Origin of the sequence: Jatrophihabitans cynanchi (assembly GCF_027247405.1) — a bacterium.
Taxonomy (GTDB): Bacteria; Actinomycetota; Actinomycetes; order Mycobacteriales; family Jatrophihabitantaceae; genus Jatrophihabitans_B; species Jatrophihabitans_B cynanchi.
Genome location: NZ_CP097463.1, coordinates 2154397 through 2179889, shown reverse-complemented (window position 1 = coordinate 2179889; position 25493 = coordinate 2154397). Strand labels below are relative to the sequence as shown.

Below are 25493 nucleotides of genomic sequence, written 5' to 3'. Positions count from 1 at the left end.
GCCGATGCAGGTCGACGCAGGCTTCCGGCTTCCAGAACTCGCCGCGTTGTACGACGCCGAGAACGCCGGGCGCGGCGACATCGGGTTCTACCTCGCGCTGGCCGATGAGCTGTCCGCGGCAGACGTCGTCGACATCGGCTGCGGCACCGGAGTGCTCGCTGTCGAACTCGCCGCGGCCGGCCGCCGGGTGCTCGGCGTCGACCCGGCCGCGGCCATGCTGCAGGTCGCCCGCACCCGGCCGGGCGGTGCGAGGGTTGGCGAGCACCTGCTGCCCCCGGCAGGTCCACCGCGACGGCCCGGTACCCGCTCGCCGCGACCAGCGGCAGGACCGCCCGCCACGCCCGGTGCGACTGCGGCCAGCCGTGCAGGAACAGCACCGCCGGTCCGTCGACCGGGCCCTGCTCGAGGACGTACAGCCGGTTGTTACCGAGCGGGACGGTCGACCCGCGCATGGATCGGGCATCGAGCCGGGTCATGCCCGCACTCTCGCAGCCGCCCCTCTCACCGCGTGCCGCCGGTTCACCTCGACCGGTCGGCGTCCGGGCCCAGCACCCCGGCGGAGTCGGCTGTCTCAGCCGCATCGCCGATCGCGGCGGCCGCATCGTCGCCGATCGGCCCGGCGTGCCCGACCGGCTCGTGCATCGGCAGCGACAACAGCAACCCGAGCGCGGGCAGCACCATGAGCACCGCGATCGTCAACCGGAGGCTGGTGCTGTCGGCCAGCCAGCCGAGCAGTGGGCTGAACAGGCCGCCGACGCTCACCGCCAGCCCGACCGTCACTCCGCTCGCGGTGCCGATCCGGTTGGGCAGATAGTCCTGGCCGAGCATGACGAACACGCTGAACGGCATGTAGAGCGCGATACCCACGAGCGTCGCGAAGACGAACGCGACCGGCACGCTGGAGACGAGCACCAGCCCGGCGATCGCCGGGATCGCGCACGCCAGCCCGGTCCGGATGGTGATCAGGCGGCCGGCCCGATCGGCCAGCCAGCCGCCGAGCAACGTGCCCACCGCGCCGGCGACGAGCAAGGTCGACAGCGCCGCGCCGCCGACCGCCTTGGACGTATGCAGGCCGTGGATGAAGTACAGCGCCAGGAACGAGGTCAGGCCGAAGAACACCACGGCGCGCACGACGACGACCGTGGTCAGGCGCACGAAGGCCGGCCAGTCGTCCTCGCCGGTGGGCAGCAGCGAGCGTCGCCCGCCGGACGGTCCGTCGAGCGTCGAGGTCAGGCGCGCGGCCAGGATCGTCACCATCGCGACCGCGGGAAGCACCAGGAGCACGGTGCCGCGCAACCCGACGACCAGCAGGACGGGCGTGGCGATGAGCGAGCCGAGGGCGAACCCGGCGTTGCCGCCCACCGCGAACACACTCATCGCCCGGTTGCTGTTGCCCGCCGCCTGCCGGGCCGCGCGCGCTGCGGACGGGTGGAACGCGGCGATCCCGAGCCCGGAGAGGGCGATCACGAACCAGGTGATCGCGTAGTTCGCGAACAGGCCGGCCAGTCCTACCCCGGCTGCCGCCGTCAGGATGCCGGCACCGATCAGCCATCGGCGGGGGCGCCGGTCGGTCCACCAGCCGAACGCCGGTTGCGCGACCGACGAGAGCAGCGTCGCGGCCAGGGTCAGTCCGGACACCGCGGCGTAGCTGTAGTGCCGCTCCGCGACGAAGAACGGAAGGAGCGCGGGCACGGCGCCCTGGTAGGAGTCGTCGACGACGTGGGCGAGGCTCATGATCGCGACGCCGCGCTTGTTCACGGCAGTGCGGCCGTGCTGCCGCGCAGGCTGACGAGGGGGCGAACGTCCATCTGCGTTTCTGCGCCCTCCGCACCTGCGAGCCTGTGGCTCCGAGCCTAGTCACCGGCCGGTACTCGCGACGGGCGGCGGCGTCCGAGGTTCGGAACATCCAGCCGACCTACGGCACCGGCTGGGTGCTCGCCGCGGGCCCGAGCCATTGGGCTGCCGGACGTTGGTCAGGCAGGATCCAGCAGGCATTTCGTGCGTGCTCGCTGTCCACAAGAGGCGTGTCGTCCACATCCGCCCCCCGGTCCGAGGCGACGTCCCGCCGATCGGAGTTGGCTGGCCGCCATGGAACTCTTAACCCGAATTGCCCAGCGGGCAAAGGCGATCAGGCAGTCGGTCGAGGCCGGGATGACCACCGCGGAGTATGCGGTGGGCACCGTCGCTCCCGTAGGACGTCTTATCCGCAGTCAGAGGCCCGTATTCACGGGGCTGCACTGCGCTCTCCTACGTGGTGTGGGGCCGTTTCGGGCCGCCTGGCTGGGTCGCTTGTGATCGTAGCGGCGGGGGACCTGTGGCCATGCGAACGTGCGGGCCTGCTGCGTGTCGGAGCCCAGCTTCGGTCTGCGGCGTGCAGTTCCTGACGATCCCAGTTTGGGCCAAAGGGGCGTTGCCAATTTTGCTTCCGGCCCGGTGACGGGTGCCAACTGACAGATCGAGATCGAGAGTGTCGGCGGAACCGTCGTCTCGGTCTTCACCGACACGCTTCGAAGGCGTGTTAGTTCAATTCGAACGACGTGTATGACCGTGCTTGAACGGCGGCTGGCGGTGATTGCAACGCCGGCTGCCCGAGCGTTGACCAGTCCAGCCGGTCACGGATAGCGGTGTCGCCTATCGCGATGACCCGGCGACCGGTCGCCACGCACGCGCGCCGCGCTCGGTCGCCTCAGCCGCCGTGAGTACGTGCCCGGTGACGCCGCGGTCGGCGGCCCACTTGCGGGCAGCGTCAGCGCTGTGGAACAGGTTGCTGTGCGGGCACCACGCGTCGTAGGCGTCGGCGCTGCAGGTGGGGTCGTCGGCAGGCAGGAACAGCACGAACTCCGCGGCGTCGGGTAGGCCGTGGCGGAAGTCGATCCGGACGGTCTGACCGGTGTCGGGGGTGACGGTGGTGGCGTGGCCGCTGGCGTCGAGGGCGGCGAAGATGCCGAAGAAGTCGTAGGCGCACCAGGTCCAGAACTGGCGTCCGTTGAGGTGGATTTCGTGCCGGTCGGGTCGAATGCTCAGTCCGGCCGAGCCGAGGATGCGCCCGTCGTCATCGAGACGTAGTTGGCCTTGCCGGTGCAATTCATCGATCGCGGCCTGCACGGTCGCCTCGGGTTGTTGGAGGTCGTCGGCGAGTTGGGTGGTCGTGGCCGGTTCGCCGGTGTGCAGGAGGCGGCGGAACGCGGCTGCGTCGACGCTACGGGTGGTCGGGTCGGTGGGCGTAGTCACGTCGGGGTCCTTTCGGGTTAGTAGCGGGCGAGGCTGCCGCGGCGTTTGGCGGTGTGGTCGCCGAGGCGGAAGGCGAGGATCCCGGCGGCGAGGTAGCCGGCGGCGGTGACCATCAGCGGCACGAGCCCGCCCGTTCCCCAGGTTTGGCTGATCGAGCGGTGGTCGAGCATGAGGTTGTTGAGGCTGGCGATGCCGGCGGTGAGCGGAAAGGCCCGCGCGGTGTCCGCCCACCAGGCGGGTACCGCGATGAGTGGGACGGCGGCGGCGCTGAACAGCATCACGAGCATGAGCACGGTGTCGTTGACGAGCTGGATGCGTTTCCACACCAGGGTGGCGCCGGCGACGATCAGGGACAGTCCGACGCCGCTGATCATGATCGCTGCGGCTGGCACCAGGGCGGCCGGCGTCCAGTGCAGGTGGATGGGGACGAAGGGCGACACGATGCCGTACGTGGCGCCGGCGACCAGGACCGTCTCGACGGTGGCGGCGACGATGCGTCCGGCGGCGACGACCAGCCAGGACGGCAGCGGGGCGAGGTAGACCTGCTCGATGGTGCCGGTCTGGATCTCGGCGAGCAGGCGCCAGAACAGTTTGACGACCTGCATGTAGAAGAAAATGAACGGGACGAACCACAGCACCAGCACGGTCGTGGTGGCGCTGGACAGTGACCAGTGCACGTGCCCGGCGGCGATCTGGCGGCCGTGGCCGAGCAGCGGGCCGAGCAGCAGGACAAACAGTGCGAAGAACGGCAGTTCGATGAGGATCTGCAGCCGTTCCGACCAGGCGTGCAGCAAGCCCTTGTAGGCCTCATTGCCGAGCGCGGTGAGCGTGCGCATCACAGGCCTCCTTCGCGACGGGCGCGGCGCATGGTGCGCGCATACAAGGCCCACCCGAGCGTGAGCGACACAGCGGCATGCACGATCAGCCACGGCACGGTGCCGTTCGCCCACGCGGCCGATAGGCCACGTCCGGCCAGCGTGGTGTTGAGTGCCTGCACACCGAGCGTGGTCGGGACGAACTTGACCGCGAACTGCAGGGCGTGCGGGAAGACGGTGATCGGCACGAAGCTGCCGGCAAAGAACTGGATCACCATGCCGAACACGTGCGTGATCGCGCCGATGCTGACCACCCGCACGGTGAGCGCGATGATCAGCAACGCGTAGCCGAGCCCGTCGAGGACGGTCAGTGCGGCGGGGACCAGGACGTCGGGACGCAGTCGGTAGTGAACGCCGTAGCCGAGCGTGAAGACGAGCGCGAGCGGGACCGCGGTGGCGAGCCCCTCGACGGTCAGGGCGGTGAGCCGGCCGAGTACCTGGCGCTGCGGCGAGGCGGGGCACAGTTGCGACTGGGCCAGCGTGCCGCCGTTGATCTCCTCGGCGATGCCGCCGCTGCCCTGCATGGCTGCGGTTTGCGCGACCGCGTAGGCGAGCAGCGCGGGAAGCGTCACGGCGAGCAGCGGGGTGACGATGTGCCCACCCCCTATGAGCAGCCGGATGCCGAGGAAGGTGATCCCGTTCATCAGCACGAAGGTGGTCAGCAGCGCGCGGCGCCGCCACGCCAGCTGCAGCCCTTTCAGTGTCTCGTTGCCGACCAGCCGCGGCGTGCTGGTCGCCGGCAGCACGATGACCGTCACGCCCGATCGCCGATCAGTCGCAGGAAGATCTCCTCCAGGCTGGGCTGTGCCTGGGTCATCGACACGATCGCGATGTTGCCGGCCTCGAGCCGACGCAGCACCGCGTAGACGTCGCTGGTCCGCGTGCTGGGCACGATGATGCGCGTGGCGCCGTGCTCCGGTTCGGCGATGACCCCGGCAGGAAGCAAGATCCCGTTCAGTGATCCGGCGACGCGCACTTCGACGCGGTCTTCGGCGTAGCGGGCGAGCAATTCGCGGGTGGGCAAATCGGCGATAACCGATCCACTGCGGATGACCGCGATCCGGTCAGCCAGCTGCTGCGCGATGTCGAGCTGGTGCGTGGTGAGCACGATCGTCTTGCCCTCCTCGCGAGCCAGGTGCGTGATCCAGTCACGCACCGTGCGCGCCGCCTCCACGTCCAGGCCAAGGGTGGGCTCATCGAGCAAGATGATCGGCGGGTCGGTGATCAACGCGGCCGCGATGGCCACCTTCTGCTGCATGCCGCGCGAGTACGAGCCGACCGGGTCGTGCCGGCGGCCCCACAGGCCGAGGTCGGTGAGCAGCTGCTGCGCGCGCGGCTTGATGCCCGCGCTGCGCAACCCTTTGAGGCGGCCGAAGTACAGCAGGTTCTGCCACGCCGACAACGGCCAGTACACGTTGCGTGAACCCTCCAACACCGCGCCGATCTGGCGCACCGCCTGGCTGCGCTGCCTGCTCACGTCGAAGCCGCCCAGCTGGATCCGGCCGGTGGTCGGCGTGATCAGCCCGGCGATCATCTTGATCGTGGTGGTCTTGCCCGCGCCGTTCGGGCCGAGCAGACCGAACACGGTCCCGGCGGCAATCGACAGCGTCACATCGTCGACCGCGACGAGCTTGTTGCGGTAGATCTTGCTGAGCGCGGCGATCTCGATCGCAGCAGCCGCGGACCCGAGCCGTGCGGTTTGCGCGGCCGGGGTGTTCGCGTCGGTGCGGTGATCGGTCGGGGTGCCGGTCACGATCGGTGCCTCCTAGCAGAGGGTCGGTCGATCGTGACCGTAGGGGCTCCCCCCGGGGGGAAGGTCAAGCGCAGGCGCACGCCTCGCCTTCGAGCCGCCGCGCATCACTGCCGCACCGACCGCCCAGGAGGGCCCGGTGCGTGGACTCGAACGCGTCGATGCGGGAGCGCGTCTGCTCCAGGCAGGCGATCTGAGCCTCCACGCGGGCCCGTGCGGTGCGCAGCCGCTGCGCCAGCCGCGGACCAACGAACTGCCCGTTCTCGTCCGGATAGCTGCGGGCCAACGCGCGGATTTCGGCGAGGGTGAGCCCGAGGCCGCGCATTTCGGCGATCAGGTGCACGCAGTGCAGCGCCTGCTCGTCGTAGAGGCGGTAGTTCGCGCCGCTGCGCCCGAGGGTGTTGATCAGCCCCCAGTCGGTGTAGTCACGCAGCGCCTTGTTCGACACACCGGTGCGACGGGACAGCTCACCGACCGTCATCGTCCTCGTCACGCCGGTCATGGCGTCGCCTCCACTGCGCCGTCTAGCACGGTCCGCAGCTGGGTCAGCGACGGCGCCCCGGAGACGGTCCCCGATTCGTCGGTGTAGAGCCGGCAGGACAGGCTCGCCGGATGCCCGGCGGCGAACGGGTCGATTCCGTCGACGAGCAGGGTGGGGGAACCGGTCATCCCGCGTGCGACCGCCGCAGCCTCGTCCCGGATCACCCGGTGCACGAGCGTGACGTCACTGCGCTCGGCGATCAGTGTTGCGAGCCGTCGGGTGATCACGGCGGTGTTGGGACAGTCGGCCACGTGCAGCACCTCCACCCTCATCGCGAGACCTCCGTGAGCGGGGCATCGGCGTCGATCGCGGCCAGCATTGGACAGGCGCGATCGGCGCGTGGCTGCTCGCAGGTCGCGACCAGCGAGGCCAGCGAGGTGCGCATCTGGCGCAGGTCGGCGATCTTGCGATCCAGGTCGGCGATGTGGCCCTCAGCCAGCGCCCGGGCGGCGTCGCAACTATCCGGCCCGCCATCTGCCAGCTCGAGCAGCTCCTCGACCTCGGTCAGGGTGAAGCCCAACTCTTGGGCGCGTTTGACGAAGCGCAGCACCTGCACCGCGGTCGGCGGGTACTCGCGGTAGCCCGCCGGTGAGCGGGGTGGCTCGGCGAGCAGCCCGCGCCGCTCGTAGTAGCGCAGTGTCTGGGTGTTCACCCCGGCCCGGTCGGCGACTTCGCGGGTTCGCATCCCTCCAGCATGAACCCGGTACCTGGGTACAGGGTCAACCTTCACGAAACGGGTTGACCTGGTACCGGGGTACAGAGTCGATCATCGAGGCATGATCGAAAAATCGGCCGTCCCGCACACCGCGCACACCGCCAGTCAGGACCCGGTCGCGTCCGAGGAGCCATGGGTCGGATCGGTGCGCTACCGGTTCGGACGCGCGATCGGGCCGTGGGGCGCGGCCACCCGCACCGCGGCCGCCGCCGGCGCGTTCGCCTGGGTGCTGGCCGTGCCGCATCACCATCCGCTCGGACACGTCCCGGGTACCGGGGTGCTGTGGTGGAACGTGCTGCTCGGCCTCGTGCTGGTCCCGGCGGTGGCGACATTGGCCATGCGGCTGCGTGGGCGCGACGCCACCGCGCTACAGGCGGGTCACGGCGTGCAGTGCCTGTCCGTGGTCGCGTTCGTCGCGCTGGCGCAGGTGTGGCCGGTGGCGATGCTGCTCGCGCTCGGCGCCAGCCTGACGGTGCAGGTCGCGCGTGGTGAAGGTGGCTGCGAGTTCCTGGCGATCCCGAACTGGCTGCTGCATCGTCGGGACCGGTTGTTCTGCCTGCTGTTCACGCCGATCGACGCACTCGAGGCACGCAAACGGCACGCCCAGCGTCGCTGACACGCCCCGTCGGGCAGGGTTTCAGGGTGCGACGCGGCGGGCCAGCTCACCGGCGGTCAGGGACCCTGCTGATTCCTGGACGCAGCGGGCGAACAGCCACAGCCGCACGCGCTGCGGTTCGAGGTCGAGCAGGCCAGCCATCCTCGCCAGCAGACCGACTGGATCGGTATGGAGCCGGTCGTCGCAGTTGAGCATGTGCTGCACGACGTCGAAGGCCGGGTCGCCGATGAACGGCTTGGGGTCGATCACCAGCCACGGCTCGCGTTCGGCCGAGAGGACGTTCTCGGCGTGCAGGTCGGTGCACAACAGCACGTGGGTGGAGGTGCTGGCGGGCAGGGTTCGCAGGATGTCCAGGCCGGCCCGGGCGAGGCCGGGGTCGAGCCGGTGGGTGTTGCTGGCGTAGGCGGTCTCGACGGTGTCGGCCCATTCGTTGCAGAGGCTTTCCAGCGTGTCGAATGGATGCCCCGTCCGCCGTGGGCGGGCCCAGAGGCGCTGCAGCAATTCCGCGATGATCTCGTCCTGCTGCGTCGGCGGGACGGCGGCCAACGGTCGACCTGGTCGGCATCGTTCGAGCAGCAGCGCGGTCGTCGCGTCGTCGAGGTCGCGTGCCGCGTGGCAGCGGATCGCGCCGTCGCCGTCCCAGTGCCGTAGCCCGGCGGCTTCGTGTTCGGCCTCCCGGTGCCGCCACGCGACCTTGAGCACCAGGTCCTCGCCGTCGGCGGCGCGGACGGGCGCGACCCAGGCGCACTGACCACCGGGCAGGTAGGGCTCGCCAAGGCGCAGGCCCCAATCGGCCGCTATCTCCTCGATTCGTCCGGGAAGTGCGCTGAGCCATTGCCAGCGGCTGGGCAGGTCGTCCTCGGCGACCGCCTCCGCCAGCCGCGGCGGAATGGGCACGCGTGCGCGCGACGACCCGTGCCCGGCGCGCCGGGCGTTCACCCGGTGCGTCCCGTGCCGGTGATCCCGCGTGTGCGCAGCAGCTCGCGCACCGCCGGGCTGGGAGGTTTCGGGTCGTCCGCGTCGAGCGTTATCTCCGCGATCGGCGCGCCCGCGTCCAGCAGCATCTGGACGGTCGCGACCCAGTCCGGTGCCGGCGCGGTGTCGGGGGCCTCGCCGCTGCCGACCAGCGCCCAGTGCAGCGGCTGACCCTCCCATCGGGCGTCGCGCGCGCCGATGTCCGCGCCGCGCTCGAGGAGTAGCGCGACCGTGTCGGCGGACCCGGCCCAACTCGCGGCGTGCAGCGCGGTGGCGCCGTCCTCGTCGGCGCCCTCGCGGCGTGTGCCGATCGGGAACCCGAGGTCGAGCATGACGGCGACGGCCGCGCGGTTGCCGTGCTCGGCGGTCGCGACGAGGGTTGCGCGGTCGTCGGGTTGGAGGCGGTCGACGAGCCCTGGATCAGCGGCGGCGATCCGGCGGGCGCGGCTGGCGTCACCGGTCACGATCGCTTCCAGCAGGTGCTCGACCGGATCCGCGCCCGCGCCGCCGAGCGCGGCGACGGTGGCGGCGAGTCCGGCGGTCAACGCGCGCCGGCGCGGCGTGCGGCCGTCGCTGCCGGGCGCGTCCGGGTCGGCGCCGGCGGCCAGCAGAACCGCCACCGCGTCCAGGTCCGGCCCCGTCACGGCTTCGGCGAGCGCGTCGGTGAACACCTCCGGCGTCTCGGCGGCGGCGCGGGTGAGCAGCTCCTGGCACCAGGTGCCGCCGGCCGCGTAGAGCGCCGCAACCAGGGTTTCGGGTCGCACCGGAGCGCCGCGCTCGAGCAGCAGCCGGATGATCGGTTCGTTGTTGCGGCTGGAGTTGGCGCTGGTGACCGCGCACTCCAGCGGTCGCCAGCACCGCCGGCCGCTGCTTGCCCCGTCGAGGTCCGCGCCGGCGTCGAGCAGCCGGCGGGCCACGGCGACCAGTCCCGGCGCTCGTGCCGGATCGAGATGGAACCGCGACGCACACGCCAAGTGCAGCGCGGTCCAGCCCGTCCCCGGGTCCACGCGGGTGGCGGCACCGGGATCGCGGGCCAACTCGGCCTCCACCCGCGCCGCATCGCCGAGAACCACCGCCGCCGGGAACCCCGACAGCGCCAAGGCCGGGTCGTCGTGGAGCATGCGCGCGGCCGCGCCGATCTGCAGATTCACGCTTGAGCTCAAGAACCGCAGCACGTCCTCGGGGATTGCGGTGTTGCGCGCTTGGATCTCGCGGGTCAGCGCCGCCCAGCTCGGCAGCCCCAGCTCTCGGGCAAGGGCCAGTTGCGCCCCAGCCAGCGTCAACGGCGCCGACACGCGCGCCAGCCGCGCGAGCGCGTCCGCATCGCCGGCGCGCGCCGCACGCAACAGCTCTTTCGCCTGGCGGCGTGCCTGCGCTACATCCGGGCGAACAGGAAGGTCCGACATGACATCTCCTCGGTGCCCGGCGGTCCGCGTACCAGGGCCGGAGATGATCACAAGACCGGTGATCACGCTCGAGAGGTGAACTCAGTTCTGCCCGCGGACCCGGAGGCGCCCTCACGCACCCACCGCACACGCTAGCGCAGTCCGGCGGCGCGAGCCGTTGCCGACCGTTGGCGTCGTTCCACCGCCCGCGGGCGGTCCGGAAGTCAGCGAACCGCGATGATCGCGGTGTCAGACCAGGTGACTGCGGAGCTGCTGGAGGTGGAACCTGGCGTGCCACCGTAGCGCTGGTACGTCGTAGCGCGCCCAACACAGCGTGGCGGTGCGGGCGCTGTTCAGCGTGCGCAGTAGTTGGACGAGCGCCTCATCCGGTGGCGGGTACGCCGGCAACGAAGCATCGGGCAGGAAGGCGAGGTCCCATTCGACCGGTCCGAGACATGCTCCCTCGAAGTCGATCCATCTCACACCCGCCGGCGTCGTCAGCCGATTCTGGCCGTGGGGTTCACCATGGAGTCCTCGCACGGCGTACCGGCGTGATCTCAACTCGTCGAACAGTGCGTCGAAAGCGGTCCGAAGCCAGCGTCGGTTGTCCAGGTCGAGGGCGCTCATGCGAGCGTCGTCGCCGAGCAGCGCCCTGGCGTCTTCCAGCTTGTCGAGAAAGCTCGGCAGCTCGCCGTCGTACCGGTCGAGAGCACGGTGCACCTCCCCAAGGGACTGCCCGACGTCGGCGGCATCGGCGCTGTCCTCGCCCAGGTGCTCGACTCGCGGCCACAGCGTCACGAGCAGGGCGGTGTCCGGATCTCGCGTGGGCTTTACCCCCGACAAGGGAGGGACGACGGGTGCGCCGACCTCGCCGAGCGCACGCGCGACGCGATGCTCACGCAGCAGCAGGCGCTCTGCAGATCGTCGACCAACTTTGGCGAGGATCTGATGCGGTCGCAGCCACACGATCGTGTGATTCGAATCGGCCAGCACGCGGCGTCGGCTACCGCATAGCCCGCGCGATCCGCGACGGAAACCGCCGCGTGGAGCGCGAGGCGTGACTGCGTTCCCACCTCCGTCACGGGGCAAGGCTAGTTTCTCGCGGCGGCCGGTCGGCGGGGGCAGCATGCCGGTGGGACGGCCGTGTGCCTTCGCGGCGAGGGCCGTACCACCAGCGGCACGGTCAACGTGGGTTGACCGACCGGGTCGGGTCAACTTAGATTGACCAGCGTGGGTGAACTCGAACTGGACGAGGTGACGACTTTGGCGGCGGCGACTCGACATCAGGATCCCGCGATCGGCCTCGCCGCGGTAGCCGCGCTGCGCAGCATGGTGGAGGTGCTCGAGGCCCTGCAGGTCGACAACGCCCGAGCGCAGGGATGGACCTGGCCGGCGATCGCCGATCGGCTGACTGTCACCAAGCAGGCCGTCCACAAGAAATACCGGCGCCGTATCGGTGTCGGGCGGTGAATCGCGATGCTTGATCAGTTCGCCGAACCCGTACGCTGCATCCTGCGTGTCGCCGAACAGGAAGCGGACCGCCTCGGCCACAACTACATCGGCTGCGAACACGTCCTCGCCGCGCTCGCCCAGCAGCCCGGGACGCCCGCGAACCGCATCCTCGTCGGGCACGGACTGGATATCGAGTCCATCCGCGGCGAGCTCGACCGGCTCGTCGAGCAAGGCGTTCTGCCGCCGCCCTGGCACAACGATGCCGACCTGCTCCGCGGGCTCGGTATCGACCTGGACGCGGTCATGCGCGCGGCGCGCCAAACCTTCGGCGACGCCGCGGTCGATAACGCCGCCCGACAGGTCACCCGCCGCACCGGGTGGTCACCGCTGTGCGGCAAGGCAATTCTGGTCAAGCAGGCGCTCTACTACGCCGGGCAACAGCGTCGCGAACGAAACAGGCCCGTCATCGAGGCGCCGGATCTTCTGCTCGGACTGTTGCGCGACGCCGAGCAACCGGTAGATCGCCCCCGCTGCTTCAACAACCCTTGGCGGCGGCGGCTGCGCGGGCGCCTCGGACTGCCGCTGCGCGGACCCAGTCCTGTCCGGCTCGTCGTCGAGGCCGCGGGCACGAGCCTCGAGGTATTGCAACAGGCTGCGACCGCCGCGACCCCAGTGCCGAGCTGAGTGCTGCGATTCACGAGGTTCCTTGGCGAACGCAGCAGTGGCGGCGCGTGACAAGTCGATCGAGGTCCCGCCGATCTGCCCCTCGGTCGAGACCCGCAGATAGACGGTGGCGCGGATACGGCGTGAGCCGGCCAGATGCTCCGGGCCCGCTGCCCCGGCGGACGCAGCGCAGCGGGACCGAGCGGCCACCCCAACATCATCAGATGCGCGGCCGGGGAAGACCACACCGGCGAGGGGTGAGAAAGGTGCTGCCGACCCGGAAGCGGCGGATAGCCGGCGCGAAAACCGCGAACCAGAGTGCTCCGGTCGCTCCCGTAGGACGTCTTATCCGCAGTGCCTCCGGCGCTAATTCTGCCGTTGCGCTTGGTCAATGGGGAACCCGGCGCTGGATCGCAGGCCGGCGTCCACGAGATCGCTGGCGTGGTGTTGGTCGTTTTCGGGGACGATGGTGAGTCCGCCCGTGGCTTCGTACAGCACGTACTTGAGCGTGTGCAGGTCGAAGACGCCGTGCTGTCGGAGCTGGGCGAGGAGATCATCGTCGGTGAGCCCGCAACGCCGGAGCTGGTCGCGGCGCAGGTGGCCGTCGGCGACGAGGACGCGGACGCGGTGGTCGGTCAGCCGGCCGAAGAGCGGTTGGAAGCGGGCGAGGCTGGTCAGCCGGTGGAGCAGGAGCAGGCTGACGAGGGCGACGGCACCGATCGCGTAGGTCTGGGTGCTCGCAACTGCGGTGCGGCCGATGATGGCGCCGATGGCGACCGCAGCGGCGAAGTCGATGGCCGTCCATTGCGCCAGCGTGCGGCGTTCGCCGAGCCGGAGTCCGACCAAGGCTGTCGCGTACATCAACACGGCCTTGCCTGCGGTGATGCCGAGATCGCTCCATGATGATGTCAGCCAGGACATGCGCTCCCACTCCTTCTGCTTCCAGTCACCCGCCGCTGTCCTTGTCTCAGTTGCGCGTGCCGAGTCGTGGCGCGTGACTCCGCTGTTCGCCCCGTGCTTGCCGCCATGGCACCGCCTTTCCGCAACTCCGGCGACTACATCGCCTTGATGCCGCGCCGGATCAGCCACACGTTGGCCGGCCACGCGGTCCCGAAGCCGATGATCATGCCGACCTGCATGAGGAACCAGTAGACCGGTGAGTCCGGGTGCAGGCGGTGCGGCGCCGGGAACAGCACGAAAGCCATGAGCGCCATCCAGCCGAACACGCCGCCCTCGAACGCGGTGAGCGAGAGCACGTCCGCTTTGGCCGCCTCTCGCAGGCCTTTGCGCAGGCTCAGCCCGCGCATGGGGGCGATGGCGAAATACTGGAACGCGATCCCGAGCGCGACCGCGGCCAGGTAGTCACCGACCATCTCCGCGTACACGACCTCGCCGGCGATCGCAGCGCCGAGGCCGAAGATCACGAATTCGGCGAGGATGTCGCCGAGCGTGCAGCCGGCGCCGCAGTGGCTGACCCCGACGGCGGTGGTGGCCCAGCCGGGCTTGTCCGGCGGCTCGTCGCGGTCGTGCTCGGCGAGCCAGTGGCGGGTCATGGGGCGGCCGAAGCGCCGATAGGCCCAGGACGCGAGGGGGCCGAAGTACAGGGCGGTGACCGGCCACACTGCTTCCATGATCGGCATCTGCTGCCGGTAGCGGCGGAGGTAGGTGTCGATCAGGATGTCGGCCGCGGCGGCAAACCCGGCCGCGAGTGCGAGCCAGCTCAGCGTGACCAGCCATCGTTCGGGCACAGCGGCAAGAACCTCCTTCAACAGTGGGCTACCCGCACGCCAGCTGAGCCGAACCGACGTGGTGCCGCCGCTGCAGGTCATCGAGCCGCCTATCGTGGTCACAGCATTAGTTGCTTGATGCACGGAATGGAGAGTGATGCCGGTGGCGGGTTCGGCTGCCGACGCCGCCGAGGTGCTGGAGGGGCAGGCGGAGGTCGTCGACGCGGTGCTGGCGGCCAGCCGCGTGTTCGTCGCGGTCGCCTCCAACGCCCTAGCCGGGCTGACGCCGGAGGTGACGCTGCCGCAGTTCCGCGCGCTGGTGTTGCTCGAGGCGCGCGGGGCGATGACGGTCGCCGAGCTGGCCGGCGAACTTGGGGTCGCGCCGTCGACGGCGAGCCGGATGTGCGAACGGCTGGTGACGAAGAAGCTGGTGCGCCGCGCGGTCGACCGCGCGGACCGGCGGCGGATGCGGCTGACCCTGCATGCGGCCGGGCACGAGCTGATCGCGGCGAGCACGAAACGCCGCAAGCAGCAGATCGCCCGGCTGATCAAGACCATCCCCGCCACCGAACGGCTGCAGCTCAGCGCAGCGCTGCGGATGCTCGTCGATGCCGCGGAGTCCAGCGGACACGGATCGACCCCCCGCGCGACCTGAGCCCCACCGCAGACCAAATTTCCAGGCACACAGCATTAGTTGCATAATGCACGTATGAGCGATGGTCGAGGTGGACAACGGCGCCGGCTCGCCACCCCGCTGCGAACGCAAGCCGGTCCCGCGCGGCTGGTCACCGCGATGCGCGCCTCGAACACCGGGCTGCTCGCCTTATCGCTGGTCGTGGGCGCCGGCGCCGGCGGCGGGGCGGTGCTGTTCCGCTGGCTGATCAAGCAGTTCACCCTCCTGCTGTCCGGGCACGGGGACTACTCGCTGGCCGGGCACGCCGCCAACCCGCACCTGCCGGGACTGGGACGGTGGTTCGTGCTGCTGGCCCCGGTCGCGGCCGGGCTGGTGTACGGGCCGCTGGTGCACTTCTTCGCCCGCGAGGCCCGCGGTCACGGCGTGCCGGAGGTGATGTACGCGGTCGCCCGCCGCGGCGGGCGGATCCCCCCACAGGTGGCCGCGGTCAAGGCACTGGCCTCGGCGCTGTGCATCGGCGGCGGCGGCTCGGTCGGCCGCGAGGGACCGATCGTGCAGATCGGCTCCGCGCTCGGCTCCACCCTGGGTTCGATCGTGCGGGTGGCCGAGCCACGGATGCGGGTGCTGGTCGCCTGCGGCGCCGCGGGCGGGATCGCGGCCACCTTCAACGCGCCGCTGGCCGGGGTGTTCTTCGCGATGGAGCTGATCCTGCGCGACTTCGCCGCCCAATCCTTCGGCATGGTCGTGCTGTCTTCGGTGACCGCGAGCGTGATCGGCCGCGCCGCGTTCGGCAACCAACCCTTCCTGCACCTGCCCGCCTTCACCGTCCAGGATCCGATCGAGTACGCGCTGTTCGCCGCCCTCGGGCTCGCGGCCGGCGTGATCGGTGTCGTGTTCACCCGGGTGCTGTACCTGATCGAGGACGGCTGCGACGCGGCCTGGCAGCGCGTGCGGGGGCCGGAGTGGGCCCGCCCGGCGGTCGGCGGCATCCTGCTCGGCGGCCTGCTGCTGGTGCTGCCGGAAATGTACGGCGTCGGCTACCCGGTCCTCGGCAAGGGCGTCGCCGGCGGATACGGCATCGCGTTCCTGCTCGCCCTGCTCGCCGGCAAGATCGTCGCGACCAGCCTCACCATCGGCATTGGCGGCTCCGGCGGAGTGTTCGCGCCCAGCCTGTTCATCGGCGCCATGGCCGGCGCCGCCTACGGCCAGACACTGCACCAGCTTGCGCCCGGCCTGTCCGGGCAGGCCGGCGCCTACGCGCTGATCGGGATGGGCGCCGTGTTCGCCGGCGCGGCCCGCGCGCCGATCACCGCAGTGATCATCATGTTCGAACTCACCGGCGACTACGCGATCATCCTGCCGCTGATGGCGGCCATCGTGCTCGCCGCCGGAATCAGCCACCTGCTCACCCCGGACACCATCTACACCCTCAAGCTGCGCCGCCGCGGCATCGACCTCAACACCGACCCCGCCGCGGCCGCGCTGGCATCGGTCACCGTCGGGCAGGTCATGCGCCCCGCCACGGGCACGCCGCTGCCGGCCGACCTGCCCTTGACCGAGGCCGCAGCCCAGCTCAGCCGCACCCGTTACGGCCAGCTGCCGGTCATCGACGCCGCCGGCGCCTACCGCGGCGTCGCCACCGCCCGAGCCCTCGCCGACACCCTGGCTGGACCCGGACACGAGTCCGACACCGTCGCCTCCATCGTCGAGTACCCGCCCACGGTCAGCGCCGCCGAACCGCTGCAGCACACCCTCGACGTGCTCGCGACCACCGACGGACCCGTGCCCGTCCTCGATCACGACCGCGCCCGGCTGCTCGGCTGGCTCAGCCACCAGGACGTGCTCCGCGCGCTCAGCACCCCACCCGCCACCCCCGCACCAACAGCGGCACCGGCGCCGGCGAACCAGCATGCCTGACGCGCACGCGACCACTCGCCGCGCCGCAGCGGTCGCGATCGCCACTGTGCTTCTCGCGCTGACCGCCGGATGCGCGTCCACCCCGGCAGCCGGGGGAGCGAAGCAGCAGACATCGCCGCCGCTCCCCACCGCAGCCGCCGCACAACGCCCGGTCTCCGGCTACCACACCACGGCCGCCGCCCTCGCGCGGCAGATCACCGGCTGCCAACCGCACACGCTCACCCCGCCCGCGGCGGCCCAACGGCTGCACCTGCCCGCCGCCCGCGACCTCGGTTCCGCCGCGAGCTGCGCGCTCCGCGGCCGCATCGCCCTCGTACTGACCTTCACCAGCCGCGCCAGCCAGGCCGCCGTCGAAGCCGAACTGCGCGACCGGGTTGCCTACTACGCCACCGGCCCGGGCTGGAGCGCCGCCCCGACCGACACCAGCGAACGCGTGGGGCAGCAATCCGTCGTCCAGGACGTGGCCCTCGCCCTCGGCGGCCTAGTCGAAACCGGAGGCGGCTAAGCGATGCCCGACACCAGAAGCTCGCGAGCCGCCGCGGCGGTGGCGGCGCGACTACTGCGGCTGCGCTGGCTCGTGCGGGCACCGATCTGGCTCTACCGCGCCAGACTCGGCGCCGTGTTCGGCGCGCGGCTGCTGATGCTCGAACACACCGGCCGCGTCTCCGGCCGACGCCGGCACGTCGTGCTCGAGATCGTCGCCCGCCCCGCGCCGGGGCACTACGTCGTCGCCTCCGGCTTCGGCGCCCGCGCACAGTGGTTCCGCAACGTCATGGCCAACCCACGGGTAAGGGTCTGGGTCGGCAGCCGCCGACCCAGACCTGGCACCGCCCGGCTACTCACCGGTCAGCAGGCCTCGGCCGCGCTGGCCGGCTATGCCGCCGACCACCCGCACGCGTGGCGCACGCTACGCCCAGTTTTCGAAACCACCCTGCAGGCCCGCATCGACCCCGACGAGCCGAGCCTGCCGTTCGTCCGCCTCGATCTCGACCCCGACGTGCCGTTCGGCCGCTGGCGTCGACTCCGCGTGCGGCAAGCACGAAAGACGATTGGTTTGCTTGCGGCGCTCGCCTTGACCGCCGCCGTCCTGGCCGGGTGCGGACGCTCAGCGCCACCCGCCGCGCCCGGCCCGAATGTGGGTCAGCAGGCGAACGACGCGCTGCCGGTCGCGGTGCGCGACACCACCCTGGTCACCTCCGCCGGCCGCCGGCTGGACCTGGCACAACTGGCCGGCAAGGTCGTCGTGATCTCGGACATGATGACCCTCTGCCAGGAAACCTGCCCGCTGGACACGGCCAACGTAGTTGCCGCCGCCCGGGACGCGGAACGCGCCGGCCTCGGTAACAAGATCGTGTTCCTCAGCGTGACCATCGACCCAGCCCGCGACACCCTCGCCCGGCTGACCGCCTACCGCCATCTCTACGCACCCGCGCCGAACGACTGGCTGACCGCTGCCGGCGCCCCGGGCGCGCTGACCGCGTTCTGGAAACAGCTCGGCGTCTACATCCAAAAAGCGCCGGACACCCCGCCCGCGCCTAAGGACTGGCTCACCGGCAAGCCGCTCACCTACGACGTGACACATTCCGACGAACTGTTCTTCCTCGACCAGCAAGGCCATGAACGCTTCCTGCTCGAAGGCGCCCCGCACGTCGCGCCCGGCGCCCCACTGCCCCCGACCTTGCGCCGGTTCATGGACGCCACCGGACGAGCCAACCTCACCCACCCCGACAGCCAGACCTGGACCCTCCCACAGGAGCTCCAGGTCCTCGCCTGGCTCACCGGCCACCGCATCCCCGGCGGCAAGTCATGACCGCGGCGCCGGCGCACCGCCGGGCGGCCGACACGGCCCCGGCGAACCCGCGCCTGCCGGAAAGCGGGCTGCATTCCGAGCCAGACACACCTGGAAGGGGACTCCGTGATGACCAATCGCTCCTCGCGTCCGGCACGCACCGCGCCGCCGAGCCGCTCCGGCAGCGGAGCCGCGCGACGTAAGGCGGCCGCGTTCCGGGCCGCCGAGGCGGCGCGCCAGCGCCGGCTCCGCGTGCTGCGCTGGGGTGGATCGGTCGCGCTGGTCGCCGCCGCGGTCACCGTGATCGTCGTGCTGGCCCTCTCCGGTGGCGGCGGCCACCACGGCTCCGGCGCCAGCGCGGCGTCCTCCGACACGGCGAGCGCGACACTGACCGGTCCGCCCGGACCTGAAGGCATCGTGCTCGAGGAAGGCACCCCGCTCGCGCCGGCCAGCACCGCCGCGACCGGGCAGACCACAGACGGCGTTCAGTGCAACTCCATGGAACAGGCCGTCTACCACATCCACACGCACCTGACCGTCTACGTCAACGGCGCCCTGCGCCCGATCCCGGCCGGCATCGGCGTCGTCGAACCGGTAGCCCAGCAGGGCAGCCGCGGAACCTTCGATGAGGCATCGCGCTGCTACTACTGGCTGCACACCCACGCGCAGGACGGCATCATCCACGTCGAGGCGCCCAGCCACGCGACCTACACCCTCGGCCAGTTCTTCGGCATCTGGCACCAAACCCTCGGCCCCCATCAGGTCGGACCGGCAACCGGCAACGTCACGACCTACGTCAACGGCAAGCGCTACACCGGCGACCCCGCGTCGATCACCCTGACCAGTCACGAAGACATCCAGCTCGACCTCGGCACGCCCACGGTGGCGCCGCGGCGCGTCGACTGGTCCCATGCGCAGCTGTAACCGCCGGCCAAATGCTCGCGGCGGCGAAACGGTGCTGGCCCGCGGCGTCACGGGCACGGCGTCGCGTGGCGGCGGGCAGCGGGGTGGCGGCCAGGCGAGCCGCGTGATTTCCGCACCGGCGACGTCTCTCGTCGGCCTGCTGCACACTGATCTCGTCTGCCGGAATCGACCGTGAGCCAGCGCCGCGGAGATCCTGCTCGTGACGTGACGGCGGGCAGCCTCGCCGACGTCACCGAATCGTTGATGCTCGAATTTCAGGCCGACCTCGACTTGTCGACGATCAGCGGCGTCGTCCTGGGCGCGCGAGACGACCTCGCCGGTCAGGTACTCGACGCGGCATTTCCGGAGATGCTGCAACGGCTCGCGCGCACCCGGCTAGATCAACTACGTCACGATCGTCACCGGACACGGTAGCGGTAGGCCGACCCGCCATAGCGCCGGTCACCGCGGCTGGCGACCGCGGCCGCGTCGCGCGTTTGGCTGGTTGCGCCGGTGGCCGGCGGGTCAGGGCTCGCGCCGAGCACGGGGCTCCTTTCGCCGCCGCGTGCTCGGACGCCGCGGCGCCCCGGCGCTGCCCTCGCGCGCCTGCAGCAGTGTGCGCAGCGCGTCGAGCGCGGCCCGTATGTCGAGGTCCGGGTCGAGCAACGCGTGCAGGAGCAGGCCGTCGCCGACGGCGGCGAGCAGGGTGGCCAGCGCGTCCGCGGGAGCGCCGGCGAATACCGCATCCTGTTGCTGGTCGTCGGCAACGGTTCGGATCATCAGTTCGCGGTACTGGTGGAGCATGGCGCCCATCCGGGCCCGCAGCTTCTGGTCGCGTTCGGCCTCGCGCATCGCTTCGAACATCAGCCGGGACGTCACCGGATCGATCGCCTCGCGATCGGCCACCTGCACCTCGACCAGGTCGATCAGCCCGGCGACCGTGGCACGTGCCGCGAACTCACCGACCGGCACCGCGCGTTCGAAGGCGAACATCGTCGCGTCGATGAGCAGTTCCTGCTTACCGCGGAAGTGGTAGCTGACCGCACCGTGCGGCAGGCCGGCCCGGTCGGCGACCGCGCGGGTGGTCACCCGTCCCCACCCCAGCTCGGCGATCAGCTCGGCCGCAGCGCTCATCAGCCGCTCGCGGGTCGGCCGGGACGCCGGACCACGCTCCCCGACAGCCGGCCGGCCCTGTTGTCCACCTGACTTGTCCATCTGGACAAGATTAGCTAGGTTCGGCCCGTGATGACGACGACACACCGCGAAACGTCCGATCTGGCCGTCGAGGCCGAGGGCTTGGTGAAGACCTTCGGAACCGCCCGCGCGGTCGACGGCCTCGATTTGGCGATTCCGCGCGGCAGCGTCTTCGGCGTGCTGGGTCCGAACGGGGCGGGCAAGACCACGACGATTCGCGTGCTGGCCACGTTGCTGCGCCCGGACGCGGGCTCCGTGCGGGTGTTCGGCCACGACGTCGCCCGTGAGCCCGCGGCGGTGCGGCGCCGGATCAGCCTGACCGGCCAGTTCGCTTCGGTGGACGAGGATCTCACCGCTCTGGAGAACCTGGTGCTGGTCGGCCGACTGCTCGGTCACAGCCGACGCACCGCACGGCGGCGCGCGGACGAACTACTCGCCGCATTCGACCTCGCCGGTGCGGCGGCTCGCCAAACGGCTCAGCTGTCCGGCGGGATGCGCCGCAAACTGGACATCGCGGCCAGCATCTTCGTCAAGCCGGACCTGCTGTTCCTCGACGAACCGACCACCGGTCTGGACCCGCGCAGCCGCAGCCACGTATGGGCGATCGTGCGCAGCATCGTCGCCGACGGAACCACCGTGCTACTGACCACCCAGTACCTCGACGAGGCCGACCAGCTCGCCGACCGGATCGCCGTGATCGACCACGGCCGGGTCATCGCGGCCGGCACCCGCGGGGAGCTCAAGGCCTCCGCAGGCGCTGGCGGATTCCGGGTGCGGCTGTTCGACCCGACCCAACGCGACCAGGCACAGACGGTCCTCGCCAGAGACCTCGGCGTCGCCGTCCATGCTGGACCCGACCCGGCCAGCCTGAGTGCTCGCATCCCGCAGAACGGCCGACGTTCCGAACTGGCCGACCTCGCGGCCCGGGCGCTGACCCGACTGTCTGGCGCCGGGATCAGCGTCAGTGACTTCACCCTCGGCCAGCCCAGCCTCGACGAGGTCTTCCTGGCCCTCACCGGCAGCAGTGCCGAACCCGAACCGGCTGCAGAGGAGGCACTCGCGTGACCGTGCCGACGAACCGGGACCCACATGCACTGGCGATGCACGCGCGCCCGCGCGCCGCAGGCCCGGCCGGCGCCTCGCTGGCCTTCGCCTGGCGCTCGCTGCTCAAGATCAAACACGTGCCTGAGCAGCTCGGCGACGTCCTCGGCATCCCGATCCTGTTCACCCTGCTGTTCACCTACCTCTTCGGTGGCGCGCTGGCCGGCTCAACGCACGACTACCTGCAATTCCTGCTCCCCGGCACCCTTGCGCTCGCAGTCGTGTTCGTCACCGTCTACAGCGGCGTCACCCTCAACCGCGACCTGTCCACCGGCGCCTTCGACCGGTTCCGGTCCATGCCGATCTGGCGGCCCGCACCGATCGTCGGCGCCCTGATCGGCGACCTCGGCCGCTACCTGATCGCCGCCGGCCTGGTCGACGGGCTCGGCTTCGCCATGGGCTACCGCGCCGGCGGCGGACCGCTCGGGGTCGCCGCCGCGATCGCGCTCGTGCTCCTGTTCGCCTCCGCCCTGTCCTGGCTCTGGATCGCGCTCGGGCTGATCCTGCGCACGCCGACCGCCGTACAGAACCTCGGCTTCGTGATCCTGTTCCCCGTCGTGTTCGTCAGCAACGTCTTCGTCCGACCCGACACCATGCCGGGGTGGTTGCGCCGCATTGCGGACGGCAACCCGATCACCCACCTCGCCAACGCCGAACGCGGCCTCATGGCCGGCACGGCCAGCGCGACTCAAGTGCTGTGGGTGATCGCCGCGGCCGGTGCCCTCATCGCGATCTTCGCCCCGCTCACCACAGCCCTGTACCAGCGACGCAACTAGCGACACTCCCCGGGCGCCGTCCGCGGCTGCACGCTCGAGCTCGCGCTGAGCCTATCGACTAATGGGTGCCCGGTATCAAGGCGCACGTAGGCGGACAAGAACCGCGCCGGTTACCGCGCCGGGTTGCCGCACGCGCATCAGCCCGCGCTCCCGCTGGACCCAACGTTGCAAACTCAAGGAGCCCAGAAGGTCAGGTCTTCAGCAGCATCCGGACGAGCGTGTCGACGATGGCGGCCTCGGCGCGGTCCCACGACCACCCCCGCTCACGTAGCTGCCGAAAGGTGTCCGGGCTGGCGATGGCGTAGGTGAGCACCGCGGCGTCGCCGGCGGTAAGGCCGTCGCGAAATTGGCCGTTTTCGGCGATGGCCGGCCACAGGTTCTCCGGGCCTTGGTAGCGGCCGTATTCCATGGCGGCCAGTTTCTCGGCGACTTCGGGTTCGCCAGCAGCGGCGCGCATCACGTCGCGCATCGGCGCCCACTGCTGCGTCACATGGCGAATGTGGCGCACGTACAGGCGCACCTTCCGGCGGGGGTCGGGCTCGGCGATCACTTCTCGCACCCAGCGCCGCTCCGGCGGCGGGATCGCCGGGTCCTCGCCTTCGGACACCTTCCAGGAGGCGGCGGCTCGCAGCAGTTCGGCCTTGGTGCCGTATGCGAGGTAGATCGTCTGGACGTGCACCCGGGCGGCCGTGGCGATGTCCTGCATGGAGGTGCCATGGTAGCCGCGCGCGACGAACAGGTCGGCAGCGGCCTGTTCGATCCTCCGCCGCGTATCGGCTCCGCGACGGATGCGGCGGCCGGCACCGCTGGACGTGGACATAGGACTCCCCGCGACCGTTGCTATAGCACCACTATAGAGCTACGCTCTAGCGATCTGAATCGAAGGAGAGGCCAATGAGCCGCTTCTACACATTCGCCTACGCCGTCGGGTTCACCCCGTGGGAACGGGCTGCGGCCGCCGATACCGAAACCCTGCCGCGGCTTTTCGCCCGCGAGGAGACCGAACACGGCGGGCCCGCCAAGGCACTCGACCTCGGCTGCGGATCCGGCGCGCACACCCTGACGCTGGCCGAGCGCGGCTGGACGGTCACCGGCGTGGATTTGGTCCCGAAGGCCCTGGAGCGTGCCCGCCGACGGATCGCCCAACACGGCGTCACCGCCGAGTTGGTGCGCGCGGACGTGACCGCCCTGCCCCCGGAGACGGTCGGCACCGGCTACGACCTGTTCCTCGACATCGGCTGCTTCCACGGGCTCGCGCCGGACGAGCGCGCCGCCATGGGGCGTGCGGTCACCGCGATCGCGACGACAGGTGCCACGATGCTGCTGCTGGCGTTCAAGGCCGGCGCCGCGCCGCGCCCACTTCCGCGGGGCGCCGACCAGCCCGACATCGAGGCCGCGTTCGCCGGCTGGACGGTCACCGACGTCGAGGCGGCCGTGGTCGACGGCATGCCGAAACGGCTGCGCAAGGCCGCGCCGTCCTGGTACCGGCTCCGCCGGAAGCCCTGATCCAGGCCAGCGCCCACCGTCTGTCGCGGCCGGTCCGATATCAGGGTTCGGCCGGGCCAAGCCGGGCCGCGGCTACACGCGCAGGCGCCTCTTCTTTCAGTTCGACGAACACCGTGTGCGTCGGAGTGTCGCCGACGTTCTCTCCGCTGTGCTCCTGCGCATCCAGCCAGCGGACCTGGCCGGCGGGGATCTCGACATCGACCCTGCGGCCGCCGCTGGCCAGGCGACGACGGAACGACGACAACGTGACCATGACACTGTCCGGATGCCGGTGCGGCGTAGTGCGGTCACCGGGACCGTCGCGGTACTCCAACACCCGGACCCGCTCGTTCTCGAAGACCACCCGGTACAGGCTCGGGTTGGTGATCACCGGATCGCCGCACATGTCGCACCTCGGATCCATATGGGACTCACATACCATAATGGCATGACGGTGCCATACGAGGCCAGCGGTCGGGCCGCCCAGAAGCAACGCACCCGCGCCGCGCTGGCCGAAGCGGCGCAGCGGCTCTTCGCAGCCGGCCTGAACCCGACCGTCGACGCCGTCGCCGAGGCGGCCGGGATCTCCCGCACCACCGCCTACCGGTACTTCCCGAGCCAGCGCTCGCTGCTCGCCGTCGCCTTCCCGGAGACCGGATCCACGACCCTGCTGCCCGACCCCGCACCGCGCGACGCGCACACCAGACTCGACCTCACCGTGGAAGGATTCGCCCGGTTCAACCTGCGCAACGAAGCCGCGCTGCGCGCCCAGCTGCTCGCCTCGCTGGAACCGGGAGCCGCGCAGCCGCCGCTGCGGCAGGGGCGCGCCATCGCCTGGCTCGAGGACGCACTCGCCCCGCTGCGCTCGCGCAAGCCGGACGTGGACGTGCGCCGCCTGGCCGTCGCCATCCGCGCGGCCACCGGCATCGAATCGCTGGTCTGGCTGACCGACATCGCCGGTCTGACCCGGGAGCAGTACGTTGACCTCGCCCAGTGGACCGCCCGGGCGCTGCTCGAGTTCGCACTCAAGGATGCCCGCGCCGCGCGCGGGACGGCGCGCCGATGAGCGAGGTATCCACATCGAGCGGCTCACCAACACGTTAGGACCCCATCGCGGGCATCACCGAGGTCGACATCCGGGCGAGGGCCGCTGAGGTGTTCGGTTTCCTCGGCCCCAACGGTGCCGGCAAATCGACCAGGGCTCTCGGCTGGCGCTGTTGAGGTGCGACTGCGACTACCCAATGGCTACGCGAGCGCCGTCGCGGCCGTCGCGTTCGCGGCCGTGCTCTACAAGGTGGTGCGCAGTGGCGCGGTGTCCTCGGCGTTGTCGTCGATCGTCACGTCGGCACTGCACGCGATCTGAAGGTGCGCACACGGGTGCTCGGGGATCGCGGCACGGTGACCGCCGAGCTCGCCACCTGCCTGCCGGTGCTCGTGCTGCTGTTGGCGGTGGCGCTCAGTGCGGTGTCCGTCGCGGGGCAGCGGGTGCGCATGCAGGACGCGGTGCGCGAGGCGGCTCGGGCGGCGGCGCGCGGCGACGATGCGACGGCGCGGCGGCTTGCGCACCAGTACGCGCCGGGCGCGACGGTCAGCATCGACAGGTCCGGTGGACAGGTGACGGTGGTGGCCGGCGGGTCGATGCATCTGCTCGCGCGCTGGCTGCCGTCGGTGACCGTGACCGCGCGGGCGGTCGCAGCGCTCGAGCCCGGCGCGGACGGCGGGACCGGCGGTGTGCCGCCGTGACGGGCGCGGAACGCGGATCGG

32 protein-coding genes and 3 pseudogenes are annotated in these 25493 nt (G+C 71.0%); 18 read left to right on the top strand and 17 right to left on the bottom strand.

Annotation, left to right across the window (positions count from 1 at the left end; translation table 11 throughout):
• Positions 1–4: 4 nt before the first annotated feature.
• Positions 5–187 (top strand): annotated as a pseudogene (locus tag M6B22_RS22190) (SAM-dependent methyltransferase); the annotation flags it as partial.
• A gap of 118 nt (positions 188–305) precedes the next feature.
• On the opposite strand, the pseudogene M6B22_RS22185 reads toward M6B22_RS22190, so the two are convergent.
• Together M6B22_RS22185 and M6B22_RS10530 are read right to left on the bottom strand one after the other, a co-directional pair.
• Positions 306–452, bottom strand: a pseudogene (locus M6B22_RS22185) (alpha/beta fold hydrolase); the annotation flags it as partial.
• A gap of 67 nt (positions 453–519) precedes the next feature.
• On the bottom strand, positions 520–1758 hold the full coding sequence (locus M6B22_RS10530; RefSeq protein ID WP_269445719.1) for an MFS transporter: 1239 nt from the start codon (positions 1756–1758) through the stop codon (positions 520–522).
• Positions 1759–2088: 330 nt separating this feature from the next.
• On the opposite strand from M6B22_RS10530, the gene M6B22_RS22180 reads away from it, so the two are divergent.
• Complete coding sequence (locus M6B22_RS22180) at positions 2089–2295, top strand: DUF4244 domain-containing protein (RefSeq protein ID WP_407935607.1); 207 nt, start codon at positions 2089–2091, stop codon at positions 2293–2295.
• Positions 2296–2631: 336 nt separating this feature from the next.
• Here M6B22_RS22180 and merB read toward each other — a convergent pair whose 3' ends face one another.
• From merB to M6B22_RS10495, 7 genes are all read right to left on the bottom strand, one after another.
• Positions 2632–3231 carry an organomercurial lyase gene (merB, locus tag M6B22_RS10525; protein WP_269445718.1) on the bottom strand — a complete coding sequence of 200 codons (600 nt, stop codon included), beginning with the start codon at positions 3229–3231 and terminating at the stop codon, positions 2632–2634.
• Between the two features lie 17 nt (positions 3232–3248).
• Positions 3249–4067 carry an ABC transporter permease gene (locus M6B22_RS10520; protein ID WP_269445717.1) on the bottom strand — a complete coding sequence of 273 codons (819 nt, stop codon included), beginning with the start codon at positions 4065–4067 and terminating at the stop codon, positions 3249–3251.
• Complete coding sequence (locus M6B22_RS10515) at positions 4067–4864, bottom strand: ABC transporter permease (RefSeq protein ID WP_269445716.1); 798 nt, start codon at positions 4862–4864, stop codon at positions 4067–4069. Before M6B22_RS10515 ends, M6B22_RS10520 begins: the two co-directional genes overlap by 1 nt.
• A complete protein-coding gene (locus M6B22_RS10510; RefSeq protein ID WP_269445715.1) occupies positions 4861–5859 on the bottom strand; it encodes an ABC transporter ATP-binding protein in 999 nt (332 codons plus the stop codon). Before M6B22_RS10510 ends, M6B22_RS10515 begins: the two co-directional genes overlap by 4 nt.
• A gap of 64 nt (positions 5860–5923) precedes the next feature.
• Positions 5924–6358 (bottom strand): MerR family transcriptional regulator, encoded by a 435-nt coding sequence (locus M6B22_RS10505; protein ID WP_269445714.1) that lies wholly within the window; start codon positions 6356–6358, stop codon positions 5924–5926.
• Positions 6355–6669: a thioredoxin family protein gene (locus tag M6B22_RS10500; RefSeq protein WP_269445713.1), complete on the bottom strand. Its 315-nt coding sequence runs from the start codon at positions 6667–6669 to the stop codon at positions 6355–6357. Before M6B22_RS10500 ends, M6B22_RS10505 begins: the two co-directional genes overlap by 4 nt.
• Positions 6666–7082, bottom strand: coding sequence for a MerR family DNA-binding protein (locus tag M6B22_RS10495; protein WP_269445712.1), 417 nt, complete (start codon positions 7080–7082; stop codon positions 6666–6668). Before M6B22_RS10495 ends, M6B22_RS10500 begins: the two co-directional genes overlap by 4 nt.
• A gap of 91 nt (positions 7083–7173) precedes the next feature.
• Here M6B22_RS10495 and M6B22_RS10490 point away from each other — a divergent pair, with 91 nt between their 5' ends.
• Positions 7174–7728: a hypothetical protein gene (locus M6B22_RS10490; protein WP_269445711.1), complete on the top strand. Its 555-nt coding sequence runs from the start codon at positions 7174–7176 to the stop codon at positions 7726–7728.
• A 21-nt stretch (positions 7729–7749) separates the two neighbouring features.
• On the opposite strand, the gene M6B22_RS10485 is transcribed toward M6B22_RS10490, so the two are convergent.
• The 3 genes from M6B22_RS10485 to M6B22_RS10475 form a co-directional block, all read right to left on the bottom strand.
• On the bottom strand, positions 7750–8625 hold the full coding sequence (locus M6B22_RS10485) for an aminoglycoside phosphotransferase family protein (RefSeq protein WP_269445710.1): 876 nt from the start codon (positions 8623–8625) through the stop codon (positions 7750–7752).
• Between the two features lie 38 nt (positions 8626–8663).
• Positions 8664–10109 carry an ankyrin repeat domain-containing protein gene (locus M6B22_RS10480; RefSeq protein ID WP_269445709.1) on the bottom strand — a complete coding sequence of 482 codons (1446 nt, stop codon included), beginning with the start codon at positions 10107–10109 and terminating at the stop codon, positions 8664–8666.
• 228 nt (positions 10110–10337) lie between these two features.
• Entirely contained in the window at positions 10338–11216 is an 879-nt protein-coding gene (locus M6B22_RS10475; protein WP_269445708.1) for a phosphotransferase, read from the bottom strand.
• A 117-nt stretch (positions 11217–11333) separates the two neighbouring features.
• On the opposite strand from M6B22_RS10475, the gene M6B22_RS10470 reads away from it, so the two are divergent.
• Together M6B22_RS10470 and M6B22_RS10465 are read left to right on the top strand one after the other, a co-directional pair.
• Complete coding sequence (locus M6B22_RS10470; RefSeq protein ID WP_407935682.1) at positions 11334–11558, top strand: helix-turn-helix domain-containing protein; 225 nt, start codon at positions 11334–11336, stop codon at positions 11556–11558.
• 6 nt (positions 11559–11564) lie between these two features.
• The gene (locus M6B22_RS10465) at positions 11565–12224 is read left to right on the top strand and encodes a Clp protease N-terminal domain-containing protein (protein ID WP_269445706.1); all 660 of its coding nucleotides are present in this window, start codon (positions 11565–11567) and stop codon (positions 12222–12224) included.
• A gap of 345 nt (positions 12225–12569) precedes the next feature.
• Here the strand turns inward: M6B22_RS10465 and M6B22_RS10460 are convergent, their stop codons facing one another.
• Together M6B22_RS10460 and M6B22_RS10455 are read right to left on the bottom strand one after the other, a co-directional pair.
• A complete protein-coding gene (locus M6B22_RS10460) occupies positions 12570–13124 on the bottom strand; it encodes a YetF domain-containing protein (protein WP_269445705.1) in 555 nt (184 codons plus the stop codon).
• Between the two features lie 134 nt (positions 13125–13258).
• Positions 13259–14032 (bottom strand): DUF4396 domain-containing protein, encoded by a 774-nt coding sequence (locus M6B22_RS10455; protein WP_269445704.1) that lies wholly within the window; start codon positions 14030–14032, stop codon positions 13259–13261.
• 61 nt (positions 14033–14093) lie between these two features.
• On the opposite strand from M6B22_RS10455, the gene M6B22_RS10450 reads away from it, so the two are divergent.
• From M6B22_RS10450 to M6B22_RS10425, 7 genes and pseudogenes are all read left to right on the top strand, one after another.
• Positions 14094–14585, top strand: coding sequence for a MarR family winged helix-turn-helix transcriptional regulator (locus tag M6B22_RS10450; RefSeq protein WP_269445703.1), 492 nt, complete (start codon positions 14094–14096; stop codon positions 14583–14585).
• A gap of 54 nt (positions 14586–14639) precedes the next feature.
• A complete protein-coding gene (locus M6B22_RS10445; protein ID WP_269445702.1) occupies positions 14640–16481 on the top strand; it encodes a chloride channel protein in 1842 nt (613 codons plus the stop codon).
• Entirely contained in the window at positions 16474–16986 is a 513-nt protein-coding gene (locus M6B22_RS10440) for a hypothetical protein (RefSeq protein ID WP_269445701.1), read from the top strand. The genes M6B22_RS10445 and M6B22_RS10440 overlap by 8 nt, the downstream gene beginning before the upstream one ends.
• A gap of 3 nt (positions 16987–16989) precedes the next feature.
• Positions 16990–17472 (top strand): annotated as a pseudogene (locus M6B22_RS22175) (nitroreductase family deazaflavin-dependent oxidoreductase); the annotation flags it as partial.
• A gap of 6 nt (positions 17473–17478) precedes the next feature.
• A complete protein-coding gene (locus tag M6B22_RS22170; protein WP_407935681.1) occupies positions 17479–18291 on the top strand; it encodes an SCO family protein in 813 nt (270 codons plus the stop codon).
• A 108-nt stretch (positions 18292–18399) separates the two neighbouring features.
• The gene (locus M6B22_RS10430) at positions 18400–19194 is read left to right on the top strand and encodes a hypothetical protein (protein ID WP_269445699.1); all 795 of its coding nucleotides are present in this window, start codon (positions 18400–18402) and stop codon (positions 19192–19194) included.
• 171 nt (positions 19195–19365) lie between these two features.
• On the top strand, positions 19366–19608 hold the full coding sequence (locus M6B22_RS10425; protein ID WP_269445698.1) for a hypothetical protein: 243 nt from the start codon (positions 19366–19368) through the stop codon (positions 19606–19608).
• 90 nt (positions 19609–19698) lie between these two features.
• On the opposite strand, the gene M6B22_RS10420 is transcribed toward M6B22_RS10425, so the two are convergent.
• Positions 19699–20388, bottom strand: coding sequence for a TetR/AcrR family transcriptional regulator (locus M6B22_RS10420; RefSeq protein ID WP_269445697.1), 690 nt, complete (start codon positions 20386–20388; stop codon positions 19699–19701).
• Positions 20389–20418: 30 nt separating this feature from the next.
• Here M6B22_RS10420 and M6B22_RS10415 point away from each other — a divergent pair, with 30 nt between their 5' ends.
• Positions 20419–21432 carry an ATP-binding cassette domain-containing protein gene (locus M6B22_RS10415; protein ID WP_269445696.1) on the top strand — a complete coding sequence of 338 codons (1014 nt, stop codon included), beginning with the start codon at positions 20419–20421 and terminating at the stop codon, positions 21430–21432.
• Positions 21429–22244: an ABC transporter permease gene (locus M6B22_RS10410; protein ID WP_269445695.1), complete on the top strand. Its 816-nt coding sequence runs from the start codon at positions 21429–21431 to the stop codon at positions 22242–22244. Before M6B22_RS10415 ends, M6B22_RS10410 begins: the two co-directional genes overlap by 4 nt.
• Before the next feature lie 190 nt (positions 22245–22434).
• Here M6B22_RS10410 and M6B22_RS10405 read toward each other — a convergent pair whose 3' ends face one another.
• On the bottom strand, positions 22435–23064 hold the full coding sequence (locus M6B22_RS10405) for a TetR/AcrR family transcriptional regulator (RefSeq protein ID WP_269445694.1): 630 nt from the start codon (positions 23062–23064) through the stop codon (positions 22435–22437).
• A gap of 74 nt (positions 23065–23138) precedes the next feature.
• Here M6B22_RS10405 and M6B22_RS10400 point away from each other — a divergent pair, with 74 nt between their 5' ends.
• The gene (locus tag M6B22_RS10400; RefSeq protein ID WP_269445693.1) at positions 23139–23750 is read left to right on the top strand and encodes a class I SAM-dependent methyltransferase; all 612 of its coding nucleotides are present in this window, start codon (positions 23139–23141) and stop codon (positions 23748–23750) included.
• Positions 23751–23790: 40 nt separating this feature from the next.
• Here the strand turns inward: M6B22_RS10400 and M6B22_RS10395 are convergent, their stop codons facing one another.
• Positions 23791–24135, bottom strand: coding sequence for a cupin domain-containing protein (locus M6B22_RS10395; RefSeq protein WP_407935606.1), 345 nt, complete (start codon positions 24133–24135; stop codon positions 23791–23793).
• 42 nt (positions 24136–24177) lie between these two features.
• Between M6B22_RS10395 and M6B22_RS10390 the strand changes: the two genes are divergently transcribed.
• The 3 genes from M6B22_RS10390 to M6B22_RS10380 all read left to right on the top strand — a co-directional run bounded on the left by M6B22_RS10390 (position 24178) and on the right by M6B22_RS10380 (position 25472).
• Positions 24178–24795 carry a TetR/AcrR family transcriptional regulator gene (locus M6B22_RS10390; RefSeq protein WP_269445691.1) on the top strand — a complete coding sequence of 206 codons (618 nt, stop codon included), beginning with the start codon at positions 24178–24180 and terminating at the stop codon, positions 24793–24795.
• A gap of 84 nt (positions 24796–24879) precedes the next feature.
• Positions 24880–25092 carry a DUF4244 domain-containing protein gene (locus M6B22_RS10385; protein ID WP_407935680.1) on the top strand — a complete coding sequence of 71 codons (213 nt, stop codon included), beginning with the start codon at positions 24880–24882 and terminating at the stop codon, positions 25090–25092.
• 14 nt (positions 25093–25106) lie between these two features.
• Positions 25107–25472: a TadE family type IV pilus minor pilin gene (locus M6B22_RS10380; RefSeq protein ID WP_269445689.1), complete on the top strand. Its 366-nt coding sequence runs from the start codon at positions 25107–25109 to the stop codon at positions 25470–25472.
• The last annotated feature ends 21 nt before the right edge of the window (positions 25473–25493 follow it).

Excerpts from the sequence above, each read along its gene's own strand:
- M6B22_RS10420 (WP_269445697.1), bottom strand. The coding sequence starts at position 20,388 with ATGGACAAGTCAGGTGGACAACAGGGCCGGCCGGCTGTCGGGGAGCGT.
- M6B22_RS10475 (WP_269445708.1), bottom strand. The coding sequence starts at position 11,216 with ATGCTGCCCCCGCCGACCGGCCGCCGCGAGAAACTAGCCTTGCCCCGT.
- M6B22_RS10490 (WP_269445711.1), top strand. The coding sequence starts at position 7,174 with ATGATCGAAAAATCGGCCGTCCCGCACACCGCGCACACCGCCAGTCAG.
- M6B22_RS10395 (WP_407935606.1), bottom strand. The coding sequence starts at position 24,135 with ATGTGCGGCGATCCGGTGATCACCAACCCGAGCCTGTACCGGGTGGTC.
- M6B22_RS10430 (WP_269445699.1), top strand. The coding sequence starts at position 18,400 with ATGACCAATCGCTCCTCGCGTCCGGCACGCACCGCGCCGCCGAGCCGC.
- M6B22_RS10440 (WP_269445701.1), top strand. The coding sequence starts at position 16,474 with ATGCCTGACGCGCACGCGACCACTCGCCGCGCCGCAGCGGTCGCGATC.
- M6B22_RS10500 (WP_269445713.1), bottom strand. The coding sequence starts at position 6,669 with ATGAGGGTGGAGGTGCTGCACGTGGCCGACTGTCCCAACACCGCCGTG.
- M6B22_RS10520 (WP_269445717.1), bottom strand. The coding sequence starts at position 4,067 with ATGCGCACGCTCACCGCGCTCGGCAATGAGGCCTACAAGGGCTTGCTG.
- M6B22_RS10495 (WP_269445712.1), bottom strand. The coding sequence starts at position 7,082 with ATGCGAACCCGCGAAGTCGCCGACCGGGCCGGGGTGAACACCCAGACA.
- M6B22_RS10390 (WP_269445691.1), top strand. The coding sequence starts at position 24,178 with ATGACGGTGCCATACGAGGCCAGCGGTCGGGCCGCCCAGAAGCAACGC.
- M6B22_RS10455 (WP_269445704.1), bottom strand. The coding sequence starts at position 14,032 with ATGACCTGCAGCGGCGGCACCACGTCGGTTCGGCTCAGCTGGCGTGCG.
- M6B22_RS10465 (WP_269445706.1), top strand. The coding sequence starts at position 11,565 with ATGCTTGATCAGTTCGCCGAACCCGTACGCTGCATCCTGCGTGTCGCC.
- M6B22_RS10445 (WP_269445702.1), top strand. The coding sequence starts at position 14,640 with ATGAGCGATGGTCGAGGTGGACAACGGCGCCGGCTCGCCACCCCGCTG.
- M6B22_RS10480 (WP_269445709.1), bottom strand. The coding sequence starts at position 10,109 with ATGTCGGACCTTCCTGTTCGCCCGGATGTAGCGCAGGCACGCCGCCAG.
- M6B22_RS10405 (WP_269445694.1), bottom strand. The coding sequence starts at position 23,064 with ATGTCCACGTCCAGCGGTGCCGGCCGCCGCATCCGTCGCGGAGCCGAT.
- M6B22_RS10415 (WP_269445696.1), top strand. The coding sequence starts at position 20,419 with ATGACGACGACACACCGCGAAACGTCCGATCTGGCCGTCGAGGCCGAG.
- M6B22_RS10400 (WP_269445693.1), top strand. The coding sequence starts at position 23,139 with ATGAGCCGCTTCTACACATTCGCCTACGCCGTCGGGTTCACCCCGTGG.
- M6B22_RS10505 (WP_269445714.1), bottom strand. The coding sequence starts at position 6,358 with ATGACCGGCGTGACGAGGACGATGACGGTCGGTGAGCTGTCCCGTCGC.
- M6B22_RS22180 (WP_407935607.1), top strand. The coding sequence starts at position 2,089 with ATGGAACTCTTAACCCGAATTGCCCAGCGGGCAAAGGCGATCAGGCAG.
- M6B22_RS10460 (WP_269445705.1), bottom strand. The coding sequence starts at position 13,124 with ATGTCCTGGCTGACATCATCATGGAGCGATCTCGGCATCACCGCAGGC.